This window comes from Alteromonas sp. ISO5 (assembly GCF_058105165.1).
Genome location: NZ_CM176572.1, coordinates 3261980 through 3283868, shown reverse-complemented (window position 1 = coordinate 3283868; position 21889 = coordinate 3261980). Strand labels below are relative to the sequence as shown.

22 protein-coding genes are annotated in these 21889 nt (G+C 46.3%); 10 read left to right on the top strand and 12 right to left on the bottom strand.

Features of this window, described 5'->3' with window-relative positions; all coding sequences use genetic code 11:
- Positions 1-19: 19 nt before the first annotated feature.
- Complete coding sequence (glnD, locus tag AC2T0J_RS14640) at positions 20-2665, top strand: [protein-PII] uridylyltransferase (protein ID WP_489806531.1); 2646 nt, start codon at positions 20-22, stop codon at positions 2663-2665.
- On the top strand, positions 2662-3486 hold the full coding sequence (gene dapD, locus AC2T0J_RS14635; protein ID WP_489806530.1) for a 2,3,4,5-tetrahydropyridine-2,6-dicarboxylate N-succinyltransferase: 825 nt from the start codon (positions 2662-2664) through the stop codon (positions 3484-3486). The genes glnD and dapD overlap by 4 nt, the downstream gene beginning before the upstream one ends.
- Before the next feature lie 54 nt (positions 3487-3540).
- Here dapD and AC2T0J_RS14630 read toward each other — a convergent pair whose 3' ends face one another.
- Positions 3541-4587: an acyltransferase family protein gene (locus AC2T0J_RS14630; RefSeq protein WP_489806529.1), complete on the bottom strand. Its 1047-nt coding sequence runs from the start codon at positions 4585-4587 to the stop codon at positions 3541-3543.
- 349 nt (positions 4588-4936) lie between these two features.
- Here AC2T0J_RS14630 and AC2T0J_RS14625 point away from each other — a divergent pair, with 349 nt between their 5' ends.
- Positions 4937-5857 (top strand): tetratricopeptide repeat protein, encoded by a 921-nt coding sequence (locus AC2T0J_RS14625; RefSeq protein ID WP_489806528.1) that lies wholly within the window; start codon positions 4937-4939, stop codon positions 5855-5857.
- Positions 5858-5943: 86 nt separating this feature from the next.
- Here AC2T0J_RS14625 and AC2T0J_RS14620 read toward each other — a convergent pair whose 3' ends face one another.
- The 4 genes from AC2T0J_RS14620 to AC2T0J_RS14605 form a co-directional block, all read right to left on the bottom strand.
- The gene (locus AC2T0J_RS14620) at positions 5944-6552 is read right to left on the bottom strand and encodes a mechanosensitive ion channel domain-containing protein (RefSeq protein WP_489806527.1); all 609 of its coding nucleotides are present in this window, start codon (positions 6550-6552) and stop codon (positions 5944-5946) included.
- Between the two features lie 148 nt (positions 6553-6700).
- Complete coding sequence (locus AC2T0J_RS14615; RefSeq protein WP_489806526.1) at positions 6701-7150, bottom strand: flavodoxin domain-containing protein; 450 nt, start codon at positions 7148-7150, stop codon at positions 6701-6703.
- Positions 7151-7164: 14 nt separating this feature from the next.
- Positions 7165-7905, bottom strand: coding sequence for a pseudouridine synthase (locus tag AC2T0J_RS14610; protein ID WP_489806525.1), 741 nt, complete (start codon positions 7903-7905; stop codon positions 7165-7167).
- Entirely contained in the window at positions 7898-8227 is a 330-nt protein-coding gene (locus AC2T0J_RS14605) for a YqcC family protein (RefSeq protein WP_489806524.1), read from the bottom strand. The genes AC2T0J_RS14610 and AC2T0J_RS14605 overlap by 8 nt, the downstream gene beginning before the upstream one ends.
- A 60-nt stretch (positions 8228-8287) precedes the next feature.
- Here AC2T0J_RS14605 and AC2T0J_RS14600 point away from each other — a divergent pair, with 60 nt between their 5' ends.
- Both AC2T0J_RS14600 and AC2T0J_RS14595 read left to right on the top strand, forming a co-directional pair.
- The gene (locus AC2T0J_RS14600) at positions 8288-9334 is read left to right on the top strand and encodes a DUF3549 family protein (protein ID WP_489806523.1); all 1047 of its coding nucleotides are present in this window, start codon (positions 8288-8290) and stop codon (positions 9332-9334) included.
- A gap of 6 nt (positions 9335-9340) precedes the next feature.
- On the top strand, positions 9341-9652 hold the full coding sequence (locus AC2T0J_RS14595; protein WP_489806522.1) for a DUF3301 domain-containing protein: 312 nt from the start codon (positions 9341-9343) through the stop codon (positions 9650-9652).
- Positions 9653-9886: 234 nt separating this feature from the next.
- Here the strand turns inward: AC2T0J_RS14595 and AC2T0J_RS14590 are convergent, their stop codons facing one another.
- The gene (locus tag AC2T0J_RS14590; protein WP_489806521.1) at positions 9887-10114 is read right to left on the bottom strand and encodes a hypothetical protein; all 228 of its coding nucleotides are present in this window, start codon (positions 10112-10114) and stop codon (positions 9887-9889) included.
- A 755-nt stretch (positions 10115-10869) separates the two neighbouring features.
- On the opposite strand from AC2T0J_RS14590, the gene AC2T0J_RS14585 reads away from it, so the two are divergent.
- A complete protein-coding gene (locus AC2T0J_RS14585; protein ID WP_489806520.1) occupies positions 10870-13050 on the top strand; it encodes a sulfatase in 2181 nt (726 codons plus the stop codon).
- Between the two features lie 917 nt (positions 13051-13967).
- Here the strand turns inward: AC2T0J_RS14585 and AC2T0J_RS14580 are convergent.
- Both AC2T0J_RS14580 and AC2T0J_RS14575 read right to left on the bottom strand, forming a co-directional pair.
- Positions 13968-14669 (bottom strand): SDR family oxidoreductase, encoded by a 702-nt coding sequence (locus AC2T0J_RS14580; protein WP_489806519.1) that lies wholly within the window; start codon positions 14667-14669, stop codon positions 13968-13970.
- 25 nt (positions 14670-14694) lie between these two features.
- Positions 14695-15246 (bottom strand): type 1 glutamine amidotransferase domain-containing protein, encoded by a 552-nt coding sequence (locus AC2T0J_RS14575; protein ID WP_489806518.1) that lies wholly within the window; start codon positions 15244-15246, stop codon positions 14695-14697.
- Positions 15247-15547: 301 nt separating this feature from the next.
- Between AC2T0J_RS14575 and AC2T0J_RS14570 the strand changes: the two genes are divergently transcribed.
- The gene (locus AC2T0J_RS14570; RefSeq protein ID WP_489806517.1) at positions 15548-16072 is read left to right on the top strand and encodes a cytochrome b; all 525 of its coding nucleotides are present in this window, start codon (positions 15548-15550) and stop codon (positions 16070-16072) included.
- 138 nt (positions 16073-16210) lie between these two features.
- On the opposite strand, the gene AC2T0J_RS14565 is transcribed toward AC2T0J_RS14570, so the two are convergent.
- Positions 16211-16933: a PhzF family phenazine biosynthesis protein gene (locus AC2T0J_RS14565; protein WP_489806516.1), complete on the bottom strand. Its 723-nt coding sequence runs from the start codon at positions 16931-16933 to the stop codon at positions 16211-16213.
- 271 nt (positions 16934-17204) lie between these two features.
- Between AC2T0J_RS14565 and AC2T0J_RS14560 the strand changes: the two genes are divergently transcribed.
- Complete coding sequence (locus AC2T0J_RS14560; protein WP_489806515.1) at positions 17205-17492, top strand: AsnC family transcriptional regulator; 288 nt, start codon at positions 17205-17207, stop codon at positions 17490-17492.
- Positions 17432-17569 carry an Lrp/AsnC ligand binding domain-containing protein gene (locus AC2T0J_RS14555; protein ID WP_489810346.1) on the top strand — a complete coding sequence of 46 codons (138 nt, stop codon included), beginning with the start codon at positions 17432-17434 and terminating at the stop codon, positions 17567-17569. Before AC2T0J_RS14560 ends, AC2T0J_RS14555 begins: the two co-directional genes overlap by 61 nt.
- Positions 17570-17652: 83 nt before the next feature.
- On the opposite strand, the gene AC2T0J_RS14550 is transcribed toward AC2T0J_RS14555, so the two are convergent.
- The 3 genes from AC2T0J_RS14550 to AC2T0J_RS14540 form a co-directional block, all read right to left on the bottom strand.
- Entirely contained in the window at positions 17653-18057 is a 405-nt protein-coding gene (locus AC2T0J_RS14550) for a ribbon-helix-helix domain-containing protein (RefSeq protein ID WP_489806514.1), read from the bottom strand.
- 24 nt (positions 18058-18081) lie between these two features.
- Complete coding sequence (locus AC2T0J_RS14545) at positions 18082-18639, bottom strand: DJ-1/PfpI family protein (protein ID WP_489806513.1); 558 nt, start codon at positions 18637-18639, stop codon at positions 18082-18084.
- A 103-nt stretch (positions 18640-18742) separates the two neighbouring features.
- Positions 18743-19570: an oxalate:formate antiporter gene (locus AC2T0J_RS14540; RefSeq protein WP_489806512.1), complete on the bottom strand. Its 828-nt coding sequence runs from the start codon at positions 19568-19570 to the stop codon at positions 18743-18745.
- An 801-nt stretch (positions 19571-20371) separates the two neighbouring features.
- On the opposite strand from AC2T0J_RS14540, the gene AC2T0J_RS14535 reads away from it, so the two are divergent.
- On the top strand, positions 20372-21883 hold the full coding sequence (locus AC2T0J_RS14535) for a TolC family protein (protein ID WP_489806511.1): 1512 nt from the start codon (positions 20372-20374) through the stop codon (positions 21881-21883).
- Positions 21884-21889: the final 6 nt, after the last annotated feature.

Genomic DNA, 21889 nt, shown 5'->3' with positions numbered 1-21889 from the left:
AGTATTCATTGGGTGAGTTGTGAAATTAAAATCGTTATGTGAAGAAATCGCTAGCATTGACTCTGTCGACGACATCAAATCAATTAAACAACTGGTATCTCAAAGCTATGAGTGGTTAGAGTCAGCCTTTACTCTGCACCCCATCGACGAACTGGTGACGGGGCGCGCACTATTTATCGATACGCTATTGCAACGCTTATGGTCACTTTACGGCCTGGCTAACGAAAAGGGCCTGGCGCTTTGTGCCGTAGGCGGTTACGGCCGTGGTCACTTACAACCCTATTCAGATATCGACCTGCTGATTGTCAGTAAAAAACCGCTCAAGCGCGATGTGCAGGAAAAGGTTGGGCAGTTTATTACCATGCTATGGGATATAAAGCTCGATGTTGGTCAGTCGGTGCGTACCATTAAAGAAACGGTAAAACTGGCCAAGGATGATATTTCCATCGCCACTAACCTGGTTGAGAGCCGCATGCTAAGTGGCTGCGACCAGACCTTTGTTGATATGTGGCATGCCGTAAACGAAAAAGATACCTGTTGGACCAGCAAAGCCTTTTTCACTGCAAAATACGAAGAGCAGAAAGCCCGTCACGCTAAATTCAATGGTACGTCCTACAACCTGGAACCCAACATCAAGGAAAACCCGGGCTGTTTACGCGATATACAGTCAATTGGCTGGGTCGCCAAAAAGCATTTTAAAGAATACGATGGCAAAGGCCTGGTGGGCCATGGTTATTTCACCAAGGATGAACTCGATGAGTTAGTAGAATGCCGCATGTCGCTGTGGCGGCTACGCTTTGCCCTGCACCTCGTGGCTGGTCGCAGTGAAAACCGTTTATTGTTTGACTATCAGCCGGATGTGGCTGCCATGATGGGCTATGGCGACGACAGCAAAACCGCTGTTGAAAAAATGATGCGGGCCTTTTTCCGTACCGTACGTCGGATCAGCGAGCTCAACCAGATGCTGCTACAGCGTTTCCGTTATGACATGCTGAACCAGACGATTCAAAGCCGTAAAACCATCAACGACGATTTTTGTTTGCTTGACGGTAATATTTCCCCCACACATAACAATGTGTTTGAATCGCCTGAAGATATTCTTGAGTTTCTGAAAACCATTGCCGACACACCTGAGACTCAGGGACTGGATACCAATTGTATCCGCCAGTTGCGTAACGCCCGCCGTCGTTTCCAGTCAGCCTATTATGTGGAACGACCTGCATGCCGCAAGCTTATTCTGGAGCTGTTTAAACACCCGCACTTTTTTGATTTTGCGTGGGATATAATGCACCAGTACGGCATCCTGCAGGCCTACCTGCCGGAATGGGACCATATTGTGGGAATGATGCAGTTTGACCTGTTTCATGCCTACACGGTGGATGAACACACTCACCGGTTGGTCAAACACGTTAATCACTATTTTCAGCCGCACAATACCGAGTTTCCACGCTGTGGTCGCATAGTCCGCAATTTCGAGAAGCCGGAGCTTATTTATATTGCTGCAATCTTTCATGATATTGCCAAGGGCAGAAATGGCGACCACTCCACTCTGGGAGCCAAGGATGTAGCCATTTTCTGTGAGGCTCACGAGATAGAAAAAGCTGACGCTGACCTGATTGCCTGGCTAGTTGAAAACCACTTGCTGATGTCGGTGGTAGCGCAACGCCGGGATATTTACGATCCGGATGTAGTGAACGACTTTGCAACGGCCGTGCGCAGCCAAACACACCTTAATCTATTGTATGTGCTGACCCTGGCGGATATTCGTGCCACCAACGATAATCTGTGGAACGACTGGAAAGCATCACTCTTGCGAGAGCTTTACAGCATGACGCAAAAAGCCCTGGATAATGGCCTGCAATGCGGTGTGACCATGCGCGAGAGGGTAGACTCCCACAAAGCCAAGGCGCTAAAACTGCTGACCGCGGCCAAAGCAGATGCAAATCGTTTAGACACCTTATGGTCGCGATTTGAAGATGACTATTTTGCCCGTTTCAAGCCCGAGCAAATCAGCTGGCACAGCCAGGAAATTCTGGCCTTTGAGCTGAACCATAAAGCCGGTGAGATGCTGATCAAAACCAACAATGACCTGGCCAAAGGCGGTACCGAGTTACTGCTGTACGGCGAAGATCGCCCTGCCCTGTTTGCCCAGATTGCCTCGGTTCTCGATAGTCGTAACTGTTCCATTCATGATGCGCATATCGCCGTTACTCGCGACGGCCATGTGTTTGACAGCATCTTAATATTAGAAAACGACGGTTCGCGTATTGAAGGCGAATCACGACTGCGCTCCATTGAACAGGCTATTGCCGAACAATTATCTAAACCCGGACGCAGTCACAACAACACCCGCAAGCTTTCCCGCCAGCACAAGCAACTGGATGTACCAGTTAAAGTGCGCTTTTATTCGTCACAGGATGATGCCACATTAATTGAGCTGGAAGCATTGGACGCGCCCGGAATTCTTGCTAAAGTCGGTCACGCTTTCGTAGACTGCAATCTCACATTAAAATTAGCCAAAATTGCCACTATCGGTGAACGCGCGGAAGACGTGTTTATCGTGTCAAATGAGCATGGCAAAGCCCTGACGCCGGAAGAACAGACGACGCTTAAAAAGCGGATATTGTTTAAACTCGATCAACTTGAAGATATCAACATACCATGACTGAATTAAAAGCCATTATTGAAGCGGCCTTCGAAGACCGCGCAAGTATCACACCTTCCGCTGCACCTGCTGAAGTAAAACAGGCAGTCAGCGATGCTATAGCCTTGCTCAACAGCGGTGAAGCACGTGTGGCCGAAAAGATTGCCGGTGAATGGGTTGTTCACCAGTGGCTGAAAAAAGCAGTATTGCTGTTTTTCCGCCTGCACAATAATGACGTAATGGAAGGCGCAGAAAGCCGCTTCTACGATAAAGTGCCTTTAAAATATGCCGATTACACCGCCGAGCAGTTTGCGGCTGATGGCGTTCGTATCGTGCCACCAGCGGCTGTGCGTACCGGTTCATTCGTGGGTAAAAACGTAGTGGTAATGCCTTCTTACGTTAATATCGGTGCATTCGTTGACGAAGGCACCATGGTGGACACCTGGGCAACCGTTGGCTCATGCGCACAAATTGGTAAAAACGTTCACTTGTCTGGTGGTGTTGGCATTGGTGGTGTTCTGGAACCGCTGCAGGCGAACCCAACCATCATCGAAGATAACTGTTTTATCGGTGCCCGCTCTGAAATTGTTGAAGGCGTAATCGTTGAAGAAGGCGCAGTCATCTCAATGGGTGTATACATCGGCCAGTCTACCCGTATTTACGACCGTGAAACCGGCGAAGTTCATTATGGTCGCGTACCTGCCGGTGCGGTAGTCGTGCCAGGCAACCTGCCAGGCAAAGATGGTAAATACAGCCTGTATGCTGCCATCATTGTGAAAAAGGTGGATGCCAAAACCCGCGCTAAAGTTGGGATTAACGCTCTGCTGCGAGGCGCTGAATAAACGCTTACCTGTTATTTTTAAAAAGGCGCCGGTATGGCGCCTTTTTACTTTAGCCTAAGCAGATACCGCATTTGACTTACCATAACGACGTATTTTATTAGCAACGGGTTTTTCGAAAAAATAAAAAGATAAGTGGGAAAGCAACATAGTTATAGACAATGCTAAGCCTAATCTTAAATACATATTTAAATCATCTATAGCGACGAAATACGTCAATACCGGGTAATGCAATAAGTAAAAACCGTAGGAAATCTTACCTAGATAAACAAAAAACTGATTATTTAAAATTGACATACTGGTCGAATTTAAAATTACGCACATAAAGACACTGTATACCAGTAGCCAGGTCAATGGGTCACCCCATGTTTTCCAGAAGAAATCGTCGGTATAAACCAAGCCGACTTTACCCCGAAGTTCAGGCAGGTTGATACACAACAAAAGAAGTAAGGGTAACCCAAACCAATTAGCAGCTTTACGTGCCGAAACTGAATCTTTAATCTTATCTAAGACGAAGGCTGAAAAAAGCCCCAAGAAGAAAGCAAAACCGTAGGTAGAGATAATGCCTAACAGCTTTGGTTTCACAAAAAAGTAAAAATAAGCGCTGGGAAAAACGGTAAGCAACGCGTAAAGAGTTAAAACATAGGCATTACATCCGAGTTTATACAATCCCCAGAAGCCAATAAAAACGACATAAAACTGCACCTCTACGGGTATAGTCCAAAAAATGTATGGGGCTTTAATAAGCATAAAAGCTTCAATGGTTCGATTGAGTTCATTAAACTTAAAAGGGTAAGTAGAATTCGCGTTGCCTTCTGTGAATTGTGTTATCAGCACAGAAATCATTAATAAGGTGAAATATAGGGGTAAAACACGACCTATCCTAGCGAATGCATATTGTTTGATATTGTTTCTAGTGAACTCTTCATGGATATATATATGAGTCATCAAAAATCCACTAAGAAGAAAGAAGAGCATGACACCAGTTTGCCCAAAACCATTTCCCAAAAATTCTGGTAAAAGTGTTTCATTCGCCGCATGAGACACAAAAACAATTAGAGCTGCAAAGCCTCTTAACCCAGTGAGTTTATGGAAATATTGCATATTACTAACACTTTAATATTGAAGTTAATCGTAGGCTTCATATGGATTTAAGCCGTTTCTAGCCGATTTAGACACGAATACTCTTGCGGGTAAATAAACCACTCACTCAGAGAATGCGTTGTCCAGATAGCATTCGACACAGATGAATAGGCCCTTGTTACAAGATTAACGCAGCTTCTGATAGTAAACATTTATAACATCATAGCGGCTTGATGTCTCCGGCTAGCAATTTTTTAGCGACACTGCTAAGGTAAATTTGTAAACAAGGTGTTTGCGCATTCTCGTTAAGTTTAACGGGGCAAGGAGTACTGCGTGACATCAGCTCGTGAGCAAAATTAAGGAAAATACTATGCAATTCCCACAAATCGTCAACGCCACATCATTAGCGTTACTGCTGGCATTCAGCCAGGATGCTAGCGCCTATTCTGGTGCTACTGAATCCGCAAAATACTGTGTTGACGACGACTGCAAAACACAACTCCGTAATCTGGTACAACTGGCCAGAAATGGCAGCGGCCGGGCAGCAGCCATTGTTGCCATGGCCTATGCTTCCGGCGATGGCTTTGATAAAAACCTTGAGAAAGCCGAACACTATATAATCCTTGGCGCACGCTATCGCGATCCAGTTGCCGCATACCTCATGGCGGATTGGTTACGCAATGGATTTGTACTCGACCAGGACATTGCCAAAGCCGATGAAATGCACGATCTCTCCATTAAATATGGTTATGCGCCGGCCATGTATGATAAAGCTCTGAATATTCTAAAATCCGGTGATAGCGAAAAAGCGGAACAGGCGGTGGCTTTACTCGAGAGCGCTGCTGAACAAAACAATATGAGAGCGATGTTTCTGCTGGCCCGCATGAAAGAATCCGGCACCGGCGCCACCAAAGATGTGGAAGGTGCAGTGGATTTATTTCAGCGTTTAGCCCGGGCCCGACATCCCGAAGCCATGGCATACCTGAAAGAGCTGGCCGAGCGCTCAGCAAATGCTGAACAGGATTCAGCCATCCTCGCTAATCTGGAATTAGATCAAAACATCGAAGTCATCGAAGTCACTGGCCAAGCCTTTGAAGTGACACTGGTACTCGATGGCCTGGTGGATTCGCTGGTGAGTAGCGGTAAGTATGATCAAAATTCAATTGGCAGCCGGATCCGCGGTGTGAGCTGCAATGAGTCTATCAAATGCGGTAGTATACAACCCAGCGATGACCCAGCGGCCAGCACGGTATGGGAATTAATTACCGGACATAAACGCTGGCAGCAATAGACGTGTTAGTAATTAGCCAGGGATAGGTTTAAGCTGCATTCAAACAAAGGCGCTATATGGCGCCTTTCGCGTTTTCGTCTGCTACCTTAATCTTTCTGAGTTTCCCGGGGCTGCTCCGGTTGAACAGGCATTTGTTTATCGGTTGATTTACCAATCCCCTGCCAGTGCTGTTTAGGATTAATAATAACTGGCCGGGTGAGCACCAGGTTATTGGGGTAAGCAATCTCTTCGTCATCTTTGGTAATTAACCGTGTGGTGAATAAATTGATGTCAGCGATATAGCCTTCCATATAATTATCACCATCGATGATTCGAATAAAGTTGCCCTTGGTATAGGAATTCTGAAACAGCAATACGAAGTAAGAGGTGATGTTACTCAACAAAGACCAACTGGCAAAGAGCGCAACACCGGTAAGCGCAATGATAGACGTTGAAAGCACAATCAGGCCGCTAAAATCAACGCCCCATACCAACAATAACACCGCAATGGTGATAACGCCGGTGATTAATCTGGCAGTGTGATAGGTTTTCTTGCGGGCCTCTTCACTCAGTTTGCTACTGGTGGCCAGCTTTTCGATTTGCGGCAAGAGTAACCGGTTCACGAGCATGAAAATAATCAGCACCAAAACGGTCACAATCAGATTAGACATGTAAAACGCTGCCCAGTCAGTAAAACGGGTAAGCACATCATTCATAGCAAAAAGAATCCTCAGGCTCGTTTAAATATGACCTTGTTTACAAACGTGTACGAACACCGGATACCACAAAAAGGTAGTGTCGCTACAGAAAAGCATCTCACCGTGATGGAACTAAAGGCGCCAAACAGCGCCTTTACAAAGAAGTTTAAGCAATCAGTTTGTCCTGAATGCCTTTGAACCAATTAAGTACATCCTGTTCAGGCTCCAGTGTTTCCATGGCATCCACTTCCAGCATATCAGCCACCGGATAGCCTTGCAGTTCGGTTAACAGTTCCTGACAAATTTTGCCACCACCACAGTAAGAATCACCGTAACTGCTGTCACCTAAGGCTGCTACCGCAAAGGGCTTTTGTTCTAGCAGCGGGAACTGCGTACGTAACTCATCAATGGGAAACTCCAGGTTGGGCGGTAAATCGCCGGCACCAGTAGTGGATGTGATCACTAACAATGCTTGAGGCTCAGTAAAATCACTAACATCCGGATCCTTAAATACTTCCGCATCTATGCCTTGATCTTCACAATAAGACTGCACTTCTTCTGCTACATTTTCGGCATTACCGTAAACCGAACCGACGATGATATTCAGGGTTGCCATGGACCTACCTTACTTTATTGACTCCAGGTTAAAAACGGCTGCCAGCTTACCAATAACTGCTCTATTTCGCTATCGACTTGCGTCTTAATAGTTAGCCACTCACCGCTAACCGGGTGGTAAAACCCCATCGACACGCACACCAGCATAAGCCGGTGACAGGCAAACTGGTCACGTAAGAATCCGTTGTGTTTGCCGTCTCCGTGGGTGGTGTCGCCCACAATAGGATGACGTAAATGCACCATGTGCCGCCTTAACTGATGTTTGCGACCGGTATGAGGTGTCAGTCCGAGCCAGGAATACCGTGCGGAGGCATAACGCCCTACCGGAAAAGGCAGTTCATAGTGGGCCAGAGGCCAGTAATCAGAGTGAGCGGTTTGCGGCGCGACCTCCTGTGTCCGGTTGGCATCGGCATATTTATCCCAGCGATACTTAAGTGCGTAATCGATCATTCCGGCCGATTTCACATACCCCCTGACCAGCGCCCGATAAGACTTCTGCATACCGTTACGCATCATTTGCGCATTCATTATCGAAGCCGTTTCGCTATCCAGCGCAAATAATAATAAGCCAGCTGTCGGCCGGTCCAGCCGGTGCAGCGGATAAACATGCTGGCCGAGCTGGTCGCGCAGCAACTGCACCGCGAAGCGGGTTTCGTGTTTGTCTATCGGGCTGCGGTGCACCAGTAACCCCGCCGGCTTATAAATGGCCACAACATGCTCATCCTGATACACCACTTTCAACTCGGTGTTACCCATGGTGAGACTCACTCCAGCTGTCGAATCGAGCCAGCACCCGTTGCACAGGCAGATAACTGCCCTGCCAGGTGACTTCGGCCATGGGTTGAACTTGCATGGGCGGAGGTAAGGTATTGCTTTCCAGCAATGTCTGTAAACGCGGAATAAAAATAAACTGCAGCCACTCCTCAAAGTTAAGCGTGTCACAGGCGAAGGGCTGCTGGCTGGCCAGCGCTTCCGGCGACGGCGTGACCGACGACCACAATCCCGCCGCTTTTAAAATCTCTTCCAGCTCCAACAACAAATTTGAGCCCAGCTCAATGGATTTGAGGTCATGAATCATTACGCGCTTACTCCAATGCCTGTTACACTATCGGCAAATTTTGTCATAGTAAAAATCAGCATGAATTCAAAAAGTATTCACTCGCTGAGCGAGTTTTTATTACATGCGGGCACGGATTATCGCATTTTTGACTTAGGTCGTGGAGTTTATCCAGTTGCCTCGCAAACATTTTTAGATATCGAAAACGGTAAAGTATGCCCTCCCCGTCCTCGTCAGCAACACGCCTGGTATGCAGTGGTGTTTTGGCAAACCAATCCCCAGGCCCAGCGTTATATCTGGTTTGTTAAGTTTCCGCTGGATGAACAGGGCTTATTGATTCAGGCTTCGCGGAACCACTTTTTACAAATCATCGTTGATGCACTGGGCAATCAGATTGCCGGTGAACAAGGCAGCGATGCACTGCCGGATAACCCTTACACGTTCGTACCCAGTCAACAGCTGATGGCACAGTTTTCCGCCATTGCCCGCCAGACGCTTAACGACGCAAAAAGCGACGCCCTCGATCAAGCCCGACAATACCTGCAGGCTCCGGCCATTATTGATTGGCAACAGCTCCCGGTTCAGGCCATTGCCGACCTCGCGGTAGCAATTGATGATAAGCAGGCTGCCCACATTATTGAACACTTCGGACACTTTAGTGAGCCGTTTTTAGAGATGTTATTCAGTAGTCTGGAAAGTGTATCGCTGCCTGAAAACCTGCAAGCCTTCTTTATAGAGCAACTCACTGCTGTTGCTGAAGATGAAGCTCAAAAGCACAACATGCTCGGGTTGCTCAGAGCGTTAAGCACGCCAGACTATCATCCGCAAATCAATAATGCGTTGAATGAACTGTTAGACAAAATATCGCAGCCCGATATCCATTTACTGAGTGTGATCGCCGGGCGACATGATGCGCAGTTAGATACTTTAACCGCCCAGCGTTTTCTGGAAGCTGCCGCCAAAGCCGATGCCGACGGTGGCTATCAGCATGAATTGTTTATTGGCCTGTTTAGCGACTTGGTGCAAATTCCAACGCTACGCCGTACTATGCTTACCCTGGCCCGGGCACATCAGAATAATCCATTAATGCAGGCTCCGTTAAACAGCCTTTTTAACAAGGCAGGATAAGATCCGGTGAATTTATTTGATGTATTGCTCTTGGTGTTACTGTGCGCGGGCGGCGCTTTCTTCTGGCGCATCCGGACGATTTCTGAGTGCGCAAACCAATATCTGCAGCGCTATTGCGAACAGCAGCGTTTACAGCTGGTGAGTGTGGCCAGAAAAACCACCCGCCCAATGCTCTACCGGGGCAAGCTGGACTGGCGCAGTGAGTTTTTATTTGAGTTTTCATCCACCGGCGATGACTGTTACCAGGGCTCGTTGCTGCTAAATGGCCTGACGGTGGTCAAAACCGAAACGCCACCACATCGCATTAATACTTACTAAATATTACCCATAAAAAAACGGTGGCACGGCCACCGTTTTTTTATGGAATTTTGAGACTCCCTCTCAGCGTTAGTGCAATTCTAAGCTTTGCTTAAAATCCCGCACGCAATTCCGTCTTTTTCTGCTTCACAGCAGATCACCTGTCCTTAGGCGTATCCCTTTCCATTTTCCGTAACAATCTTTACTTCCTGTAAAGTATTCTCCGTTCCTGGAGTTGTCCCTGGCCTTCCTGGCTCATTCCATTCCTGCTGGCATCCCAGCCTCTTCCTTAAATCCTATTTGGTTTATTCCTTTAAACCGGATTCCCTTGGTCTTCCTGACATCGTCATCCTGACGTGGTTTCCTGTTGCCCTTTGCTGGCGCGCTTTCTTCCTGAAAGCTATCTCCCTGATAGGTGTCTTCCTGACAAGTCGCATTTCCTTGCGACACATGTAGATTACCCTTCTGAGAAAAACCTGCCACCGCTAGATTCCATAAAATCGACTCATTTTCATTAATCTCATCTGTGACAGATTCAATACTCTATACTTTTCATTACCTTAGCCAAAAGTATAAAATCAGACCGGGCAAAACAAACCGCTTATTCGTACATTTTTGTAGGAAATGTCTTACAATCATACCAGCCAGCTATAATTCAGTTTTAAACCTGGGAATTTTGCTTCCCGATGAGATTCTCCGCATATTCAAACTTTTAAAAGTCTGATAGCACTTACTTCTGGTTAGGCCTGAGTTCTTAGACACTTTCCCTATTTTTAAAAGCTGCTGGACATACTCTGTTTGTAACAAGCAACAGTTGCAGGTATGCCGACGTTTGGGATAGCGGAGCATATCGATGTATTGAAACATCGCCTGGCGTGCATGATCTCTGACTTGTCTTTAATTCGCCTTAGATTTTGTTTCTTCAGGTGACTAAAGAAACTTTCTGCTACCACATTATCACGGCAGTTTCCTCGCCGACTCATGCCGGGTTCATTATCAAGTGAACCAAGTTACTTTATGAAGCTGCGGTTGCTGTATGGTAAACCTTCGGAATGAAAATAAACGCTGTTGTGTGGATTACTATGCTAATAAGCTGCTGTGAGTGTATTCATTATCAGGGGGCATAAACAATCGGTTTTAAGACACGTCTGTGAAAATGATGACCACCGCGAACTTTACTAATACAAGCGTAACTATATACTGCTGATATCAATATAGATTTAAAACTAGAAGTGTAAATGTCAATGTGGAAAAACAGTCTTATCTTTCTCGCCTTTATTTTCACTCACTTAGCTCACGCGGAACCTAAAAATATTATCGTGATCCTTGCCGACGATCTGGGTTGGAATGACACAACCCTGTTTGGCAACGACCGTTTTTTAGAGACGCCAAACATAGAGAGATTAGCTGAACAAGGAATGCTTTATACTCACTCCTATACAAACAACCCTCTTTGTTCACCAAACCGAGCATCAATTTTAACCGGACAGACACCCGCCAGACATGGCTCAATCCAGCCACTACATCATTTAAATAATGTAAGGTTGGTTGCGGATCTCCCCAATTCGGCTGCCAGTAACAAAATGTCAATTGCGCCGCACACGGTTACCCGTCTGGATACGTCCATTCCTACCCTCCCCTCTATATTAAAACAACATGGATATCAAACTGCACACTTTGGTAAATGGCACTTGGGTGCGAGTCCATACAGCCCGCTTGAGCATGGCTTTGATATTGATATTCCACATTTTTCCGGCGCAGGTCCGACAGGCGGATTTTTAGCACCATGGAGTTTTGCACCAAATCTACAACCGCAGACTCCCGGAGAGCATATCGACGAACGTTTAGCGACAGAAGCTGGCAACTGGTTGGCGGAAGTAAGTCAGAATGGTCCTTTTTACTTAAATTTTTGGGCCTTCTCCGTCCATTCACCCTTCGACGCTGATCCCGATTTAGTCGAGCATTTTATCGAAAAACGCTCCCCCTATAATATTCAACGGAGTGTTGTTTACGCCGCAATGGTCAAACATTTTGATAATGCTATTGGCATATTACTGGATAAGCTGGAAGAACTTAATTTAACTAAAGATACCGTTATTATTTTCAGTTCTGACAACGGCGGCAATATGTACAGTGTGCTTGGTAATATTCGGGCCACCAATAACTTTCCATTGCGCGGCGGAAAAGCAACGGACTTTGATGGCGGCATTCGTGTTCCCACCATTATAAGCTGGCCAGGAAAAACAACGCCTAATTCAATATCCTCGACCCCCATACAATCGGTGGACTTTATGCCTACACTGCTAGAAGGGTTGGATATTCCGCTACCAACGCATTCCGTAATCGACGGACAAGATATTAGTGATACCTTTACAGGCGAAGCACATGGCCCTCGTCCACTGATTAATTTTTACCCGGTAAATGCTGTTGTACCCGACTGGCTACCACCGTCGGTAACGATACAATATGACGGCTGGAAACTGATCCGCAGTTTCGAATATGGCCAATCCGAAAGGCACTTATATTATTTATATGATCTGAAAAATGATGTTGGGGAAACCACAAATCTAGCATCTGAGTTTCCCAGTAAAGTTGATGAATTAGATCTCCGGCTACAACAATATTTAGATGAAGCTAATGCAGTGGTACCAATAGCCAACCCCAATTACAGGCCTGGTTCCTTTGACTATTCCTCTATCGGCACTCCGGCAGAACATTGGCGTCTCCCTGTTGTTGAAGCTGGCAATGCCCCGCCTCAAATTACAGCCTATGCATCTGAGCAACGAATTTCTGAAGGTCAGCAAACTTCAATCCGCTTTTATGTAGAGGATGATGGCAACAATGCTTCGCTAAACTACAAGCAGGTAACGGGCCCGGCCGTAGAATTAAAACAAACAGAGCCGGGGACACTTCTTATTACCGGTCCAACAGTCTACACCGAGTCAATTATTACATTAGGCTTTGTGGCGAATGATTCTGTTAATACTTCGGTGAAGCATGTTGCTGTTTTTGTCGAACCTGTGGAGTCGCCACCAACGGTTAATGTGACGTCTGACGCCACATCAGTTGATAAAGGGAAGTTAATTCAGTTAAACATTACCACATCAGATAAAAACAGGGAGCCACTAACATTAGCCGTGAGCTCGGACACTTTACCTGCGTCAGTACTAACACCACCGCCGCTTCAAGGTCGTTATGACATTATGATTCCAGCGAATTATTCGGGCGATACGGCAACAGTAGTGTTTACTGTCTCAGATGGAACATCGCAAGAAACAACCGATTTTACTTTTAGCGTAAGTGCTCCTGATGTGGTGGTTGATAATACAACATCCGGGGGAGGCTCTTTGAGGTTCTGGCAGGTATTTCTATTACTGATGATAGTTTGGGGCCGACGAACGATTAAAGCCAAAAGCTAGTTAGTAATTCAGTTCATAGGCGGGCTCCCAGAGCCCTGACCTATCGCTACGATTGCCTTTTGTACCCTTTTATGGCTTTCGCAGTTACCCATACAAACTATGGAGTTACCGTAACAACCAGCTATGACATTTTATTTTAAATTGCTTTAGTAGTTCTATTAGATCAACTAATTGACACAGCAACGTGTTGTCACGGGCGGTAATGGCAATAGAAAACTTGTTGCGGGCCAACAATATTTTCTTTGCCTGAGGTTATTGATGATGATTGTTTTTTGGCTGAAACATGATTATCAACAATATTGCTTTTAAGATAAGAAATGATGGAACTTTGATGCTCGGCGAATAACCGGATTGCAAAAAAAAACGGTGGCAACCGCCACCGTTTTCTCATGGAATTTTGAGACTCCCTCTCAGCGTTAGTGCAATTGTAAGCTTTGCTTAAAATCCCGCACGCAATTCCGTCTTTCTCTGCTTCACAGCAGGTCACCTGTCCTTAGGCGTATCCCTTTCCATTTTCCGTAACAATCTTTACTTCCTGTAAAGTATTCTCCGTTCCTGGAGTTGTCCCTGGCCTTCCTGGCTCATTCCATTCCTGCTGGCATCCCAGCCTCTTCCTTAAATCCTATTAGTTTATTCCTTTAAACCGGATTCCTTTGGCCTTCCTGACAAGTCGCATTTCCTTGCGACACATTTAGATTACCCTTCTGAGAAAAACCTGCCACCGCTAGATTCCATAAAATCGACTCATTTTCATTAATCTCATCTGTGACAGATTCAATACTCTATACTTTTCATTACCTTAGCCAAAAGTATAAGATCAGACTAGGCAAAACAAACCGCTTATTCGTACATTTTTGTAGGAAATGTCTTACACGTTAACGGAAATGCGTGTCACTTTGGCGTAGCGTGTCTCCGCGTTATGGTTTATCAGCGGGCATTACGAATACTTCTCTGACACAGGCTGTTTTGCTGCTCGACAGCGCATAAAGCACGGCTTCAGCAATGTCCTTTGGCGCAATTTTGTCCTCTTTCGGTTCATCAAAAAATGGCGTGTTAACCATACCCGGGCAGATGGTTGTGCATTTCCCGCCCCACTCACGCATCTCTTCGGCCAGGTTCATTCCGAAACCATACGCGAACCATTTGGTCGCGCCGTAAACTGAGCCTTTCAGCGTCATTCTGCCCGCAGCGGAACTGGTCAGCAGAAAGTGCCCTTGGCTCTTTTTCAGATAGGGCAGACTGGCTTTCGCGGTAAACAGTAAGCCGTTAACATTAGCGCCTAACATACCACTCCACTCTTTCACGTCGCCCTCTTCCACCCCGGGTGAGTTAACACCGGTTCCGGCATTAGCGAACACACCATCTATGCTACCGAACTTAGAATAGATATCTGCAAAGGCATTTCCGAGCTCATCATAATGACTCACGTCGGCTTTCACCGCATAAGCATTCTTTTCGCCCAGCTCATTAACCAGCTCTTTGAGTTTATCCAACCGCCTAGCAAGTAACGCCACCTGATGGCCATTTTCCACCAGTAGTCTGGCTGTTGCCTCACCAATACCGCTAGATGCACCGGTGATCACTATTACCTTTGAGTTGATTTCTTGTGCTACTGACATTATGACTCCTGCCTGCTAATCCAACTTACGCTACCAGTTCACTGATTTTGCCGACAAACGCGGGAATATCGTTAGGATTTCGACTGGTAACAAGCTTACCATCGTGAACAACTTCGTTGTCTTCCCACGCGGCACCGGCGTTCAGCAAATCGGTCTTGATACTCGGAAATGACGTGACTTTGCTGTCCCGGGCCAACTCAGATTCAACCAATAACCATGGACCATGACAAATTGCACCGATAACTCTGACACGGGTTTCCGCGTGGGCGCGTTTGATAAATGATACTGCCTGTTCATTATTGCGCAGAATGTCCGGGTTAATCTGGCCGCCTGGCAACACTATCGCGTCATAATCACCAGGTACAGCAGCGGCAACTTGTCCGTCAACAGCCACTTCCTCACCCCATTTGCCCTGATCCCACCCCGTTATTGTGGTTTGATCATCGATAGAAAGTACCTCGACCTCAGCCCCTTGTTCAGCAAGCATTTGTTTGGGTTTAATTAACTCACTCTGCTCAAAGCCACTGGTTGCTACAATGGCGACCTTTTTTCCTTTCAAGTTAAATTGATTGCTCATAAAAACACTCCTGTGACAAATTAATTTGGCGTGACCGAGGTGTAAGCAAAATCCAAACCAACCAATAACCACATGATTTTATTAAACAATAATTACAGAATACGTTTGAAAGCAGTAATAAGAAAGAGACTTTTGCAACGGCTTTGAAGAATTTACACGACGTGCCCGGCATCAAATACTGTGCGATGTCAGGTTCAATTTATGCGGATTTACCGCTATAAAAAAGCAACCTATGCTGCGCTGTAAACAGCATAATGTAAGCAAGAGATTCAATACTTATCTTCGTAGCAGGTGCTCTATTATGGTCAAATCTTATCGTCCGGTTTTAGTTTGGTTACACTGGTTGATGGCTCTTATGATAGCTACGGTATACCTTGCAATGGAGTTTATTACCCTTTATCCCAAAGGCACACTGGGCAGAACAGTAATGTTGTCCACCCATTATCTGTTAGGCCTGGTGATTCTGATTTTGGCTGTAGTACGGCTATGGCTTTGGTGGCGTAGTGAGCCGATTGAAAAAGAGAACCATGGCCGTTTGCAGAAAAATGTGGCCCGGCTGGTATTTGCCCTGCTCTATGGCCTGATGATCATCGTCCCGGTGATCGGCTGGATAGATGTTGGCATGTGGGATGTCTCAGTGTCATTATTCGGCTGGCAATTACCGCAAATTGCCGAGCCGGATAAAGTCATGGCAGAAGAGCTCTCGCAAATTCATATTTTGATGGCCAAAGTGGGATACGGACTTATCGGACTACATGCCACTGCGGCACTCTATCATCACTTCATTCTGAAAGATGCCACGTTAAAACGGATGTTGCCGCGCTGATTAAACGCGCGGCAACCAACAAAGCATAGCCAGACGAATCAATTTTCCGCAAAGACCGAAACTACGCGACTACAGCCTCTCTGACCATGCCAGCAGATTAACCCTGCGGCTCATCTTAATGGGTAATATACCGCACAGCTACTCAATATTTCGAGTGGTACCAGATACCGAAACCGGGCTGCCTGCTTCATCAGATAAGCTTACCCTAATGACTGAAGGTGAACCCATATCTTCGCCCTGACGGATAGTAAACTGTCCGCCATGGGGCCAGTCCACATCCCGCAAATACCCTGCGAATGCAGCGGCAGCAGCACCTGTGGCGGGATCTTCTAACACGCCGCCAGAGGCAAATGCATTTCGTACTAAAAACTCTCGTTCTTCATCGATATAAACCAACATGATCGTAACCAGTCCAAGCTTTTGCATAAGTTCCCTGCCAGCAGCCAGTGAATATTGCATCGAAGCCAGAGTTTGACGTTTTTTGAGGGGCACAACGATATGATTGGATCCGCCGTGAATAAAAGCGGGTGCCAGGTCATCGGCCAATTCTTTTTCAGTGAGACCAAACAAGGCCAGTACCTGTTCCAGCTCATCTGCCTGGATCGCTCTGCTGCAGGTGCGCGGTGACATGAGTGTAACAGCAATCCCATCAGACGTTTGCTCTGCGGTAACCGAAATTTTGGCGCTGTTTATCGTTAAATGATACTCACCAACACCGGCGTATTCGTCTAACACTGCGCCTAAGGCGATGGTAGCATGACCACAAAACGGTACTTCTGACTCAGGTGAAAAGTAGCGAACACGCCAGGCAGTGTTATCGTCTGACAAAGAGTAAGCAAAAGCCGTTTCAGAATACCCCACCTATGCCGCAATATAGCCCATTTGGCCTTCATCCAGCGGTTCATTAAGTAGCACCACCCCTGCCGGGTTGCCTCCTTTGTCACCCGCAGTGAATGCGGCTATGCGCTGTATATTCACTATTGCTCCTCAAAAAAATTGTTGTGGCTAAGCACCTTTTAAAAGAATATCAACACACACGGCGCATTTCACTGCCCTATAAAAAAGCATACCTATGAATTTACCTTTCAATTACCGCTAAATTTATTCTATAACTTTCGGATGAAAGCGACTCATGACAGCAACTATTGATTACCTCAATAAAGCCATCTTAACCGCATTTGATGACAATGCCCGTTTAAGCCTGGCAGACATTAGTAATATAGTGGGATTATCAGACCCTGCCGTAGGCGAAAGAATGAACCCCCTCAGGCATAAGAGCGTTAACAATGGCTTTGGCGTCAGGCTGGGATTGGATAAAGTATTGAGGCACTGGTACGAATTAAACCCAAATCCGGGCAGATTAGAAAAGTCGAAAAACGGATTACAAACGAACCACGCTTTATGGCGTGCGACCGGGTGACCGGCGATGATTGCCTGATCGCCCGCCTGGCGTTACAGGATATTGCCGAACTCGATGACATAATGTTCCCATTATGAATGTGCCGATACCAATACGTCGATTGTGAAATCGTCGTTGTTCGAGCCCCGGTTGCTGCAGATTAACGTGACACCTTAATACGCTAATGATTACTGCCACGCCCGCTGGATGATCGAGTAGTAAGGCGGTTTAAGCGTGCCACCTGTGAATCAGCTTCGCTTTTTATCAATCGTTCAGCATTCATACCATCGAGCGGCTCCATAGCATCACGCTGCAGATACCCGTCGGCAACCATCGACAGATAGCGTCCGCAACAGACCCGGAGAAAAGACGTAAAGTTGCCAATATCATGATCCGCATCCAGCGATTCAAGATACAGTTTAGAAATTAACTGGCTGATACTCAACGAATCACGACACGCAATTTCCTGCAGAATATTCCAGAAGAAGGTCTCCATGCGGATAGACGTAACAACCCCGTCAATACGCATTGATTTGGTTGCACTCTGCCATAACGATGGATCAGCATTAATAAACAATCCGCACATCAACCTTATCTCCCATCATTCGCCTTACAATAATGCCATAAACTGACTCAACAATGCCGGGTGAGCGGGCCACGCAGGGCCAGTAACCAGCTTACCATCGGTAATGGCCTCGTCCATGTTGAGCTTTTCGTAAGTCGCACCGGCCAGTTTAATTTCAGGCTCACAGGCCGGATAGGCAGACACTTTCTTACCTTCTAGTACCCCTGCTGCCGCTAATAACTGTGGGCCATGACAAATTGAGCTTACCGGTTTATCTGCGCTAAAAAATGCCTGTACCAGGGCGATCACCGCAGCATCCAGCCGAAGGTATTCAGGCGCCCGCCCGCCGGGGATGTAGAGGCCATCATAATCTTCGGCTTTCACTTCAGCGAAAGTCGCATTAAGGGTAAAATGATGCCCCGGCTTTTCAGTGTAAGTCTGGTCACCCTCAAAATCATGAATAGCGGTTTTCACCGTGTCCCCGGCCGCTTTGCCAGGACACACTGCATCGACACTGTGTCCACAAGCCATCAGCGCCTGAAAAGGCACCATGTTTTCGTAGTCTTCCACAAAGTCGCCGGTGATCATTAAAATTTTGCCCATAGTGTTACCTCGTTTCTTTCAGTAAACAGCAGATAACACCAGTCAAACACAGAAAGTCTGCGAGCAGGTAACAGCATAATACTACACACCGGGTTGTCCGGTATTACGGGCCGGGCTGCGTACCCGGCCCCGGTATTTCATTTTTCAGTTGCGCATTGAAATAGGCAACACTCAGCGCCTCCGCTTTTTTATTTACCGTAACGGTAGTGTTTGCTCTTAAATCCAGATAGCACTTAACACATGACTCAAGGGCCGGAGTCAGTGATTCCAGACACGGTGTGGCGACGGTTGTTTGCAGTTGCGCGGCAAACGCCGGGAGTCGTTTTTCGATCGTGCGTACCCCGGACGGTGTGAGTCCGGCTTGCTGAAGCGCCAGCGGCGCAAGCACTACCGTACGTAAGAACGATAAAAATTCCAACGCTTCAAAAAATTCGCCCCTGGCAATTTTACCCGTTGCGTAATGCAGCCAAATCCAGAACCTGTCTTCAATCCACTGAATATCCGGCTGGGGATAACGGTAATCAGACTTGGCATAAATTTCAGTGAGACAATGATTTCGTTCCCACAGAACCTGAGTGTTATCAACTCGCTGAGCAGCGTCAGTTAAGGACACAAATTTATAATCCACATGAACCAAATCCGGTTCGTAAAGCGCGATTATCAGTCGCGGCTCACCAACATGTTCGCCTGTGAACGCCGCTATATTCCCCGGGATACTGTCTACCAGCTTAAATCGCTCACCCATCACTTCACTATAGTTTTCAGGCGTTATGGCAATCACCAGATCCAAATCGCTGTAATCATCCATACGATTGCTGGCAAACGAACCACTGGCGCCGATACCCACAATCCGTGGATCCGCAGACAATACGTTGACAATCTGAACCAAAAGACGCTGATGAGCCGCCGGGAGAGTGCTTGGAAATTTCATATTTTACCTATCAGGATTGATGTTAAGAACTGCGGTGAGCAGTTAGTGCGGTAAAATTAGCGCAGCATTACAACATAAGGGATTTTGTTCCGCGATTCAATTAACCGGGCTGATTTATCAGGGCAAAAATTAACGCCGCCGCTTAATAGAAACGCTATCACATACCGGTAATAAGCACTTAAATTGCAGTCTAACACCATGATAGCGTTGCAATTAATAAGAACAAGAAATCATGCGATAAGGATTATCCGTGCGAAGATTGGCTGTTGTAATAGGCATTGGCCTAGTCGCCAGTGGCCTGTGTTTTATGCCACAACGGAGTCAGTTGATATGCCTGCTATTCCTATTGTCAATGCTTCCGGCCAGGTTACCATTGATTCACGTCCGCAGGAAAATGTGCTTTATAGTTTCTAGTAGATTCTGAAACCAACTTAACAATTATTTACAACTCGTTAAATAATGATCGAAAAAACACGTCGCAATTTATACGCAAAAAAGCCATAAACGAACAAAACTCAATCACAAAAAGAAGGTTTCAAACTGTTTTCATAATTTCACCTAAAATAACATCGCTTCACTAATATCAAAAGGCAAAAGTAATCCATTGTTTTAATTTAAAAAATAAAAACCTCTCTTCTACAGTCAGAATTTAAAACTAAAAAACAATAAGTACCACCAAATATAACTACGTATTAAATTCAATACCAGATTGTCATCAAAAGTATAATTTTCGAACTTCACCACCTGCACTATATTTAACCAATCTTTAACGATTAAGTTCAACTTGTACCCGGGATACTCATGCAACGCAGCTCAATGCTACTGTTTAGCATCAATTTTATTATCGTTTTATCTGGTTGTTCAATTTCGCCAGCGCCACTGACTCTAAACGAAATTCAACAAACTCATGATGAAGATAAAGGCACAATTCTGGCTGCCAGCCAACCGGTAACAGAAGCTATTTCTTTGTCTGAAGCGATTTCCCGGGCACTAAAAAACAACCTTGACCAACGGGTCCTCACGCTCAAACAGTCGCTGGCCTCCAGCGAACTGACTGCCGGCAAATTTGACATGCTGCCAAAGTTATTGGCAGAAGCGGGCTATGACTGGCGCAACAATTTCTCGAGCCGGTATGAGGCCGACTACAGCACTCCCCGCGAAGTGAACCGCGAACGAGATACCAATATCTCGATTGCGCCGGAGCATCGCACCTATGATTTAGGTTTATCCTGGAGCCTGCTTGATTTTGGAGCCAGTTACTACACGTCAAAACAGAATGCAGACCGGCTGCTGGTAGCTAATGAAGAGCGTCGCCGCGCCATGCATATCCTGATTCGGAAGGTACGTGTGGCATACTGGAAAGCGCTGGCCAGTCAAACCTTGTCATTCAAAGTTGCAAAGACAATCGAAGAAGCAGAAGCTGCACTGGATAAGTCTAAAAGCTTGTTTGCCGAAAAAGTCACGTCACCAGAAGAATCACTGCGCTATCAGCGAAACTTGCTGGAGAACCTGCGGTTGTTGGAAAGCGTTAACCGTGATTTGGCCAGCGCCAAAATCGAACTTGCCAGGCTGATGGGTTTAATGCCCGGTACCGTTTTTGAACTGGTGGAAGAAACTGAGCAGTTTGCCCCACTCACTGTAGACGTAGCAAATCTGGAACAATATGCCCTGCTGAACAACGCTGATATGAAACAGCAAATGTTCAACGTGCGTATCGCTGCCCTTGAGACCCGTAAAACTTTACTCAAGATGTTTCCTAACCTGACATTCAATGTGGGAACACATTACGACACCGATTATTACCTGGTAAACAGTGCTTGGAATTCTGCAGGCACCTCACTCAGTTTTAATCTGATGAACCTGTTTTCTTATTCTTCACGCAAAGAAGCCGCTGGGAAAACTGAAGCCATTGAGCTGCAAAAACGTATCGCGTTACAAATGACCACACTCACCAAGGTCCATCTGGCGGTTCACCAGTTTAATAATGCCCTGATGCAGTACCACCGCTCTGACGACCTGTTTGCTGTCGACTCACAATTAGAGCAGATAGCGCTGAGTAAAACAGAAGGCAACATGGCGGGTAACCAGCGCCGGATATCTGCCAGTGTCACAACCATACTCAGTGAACTGAGACGCTATGAGGCTATGTCCAAATATGCCGAGGCTCTGGGGCTGTTGCAAACCAGCCTGGGCGATGAGCCGGTTATTGGTAGTGTGGATGAAATGGATCTGAACGAGTTAAGTAAAATAATAGAGCAGTGGTTGAGCACGGATGTAAACCAGATAAGTCTGCCTGAAATTCCTGTAGTGTAAATGCTC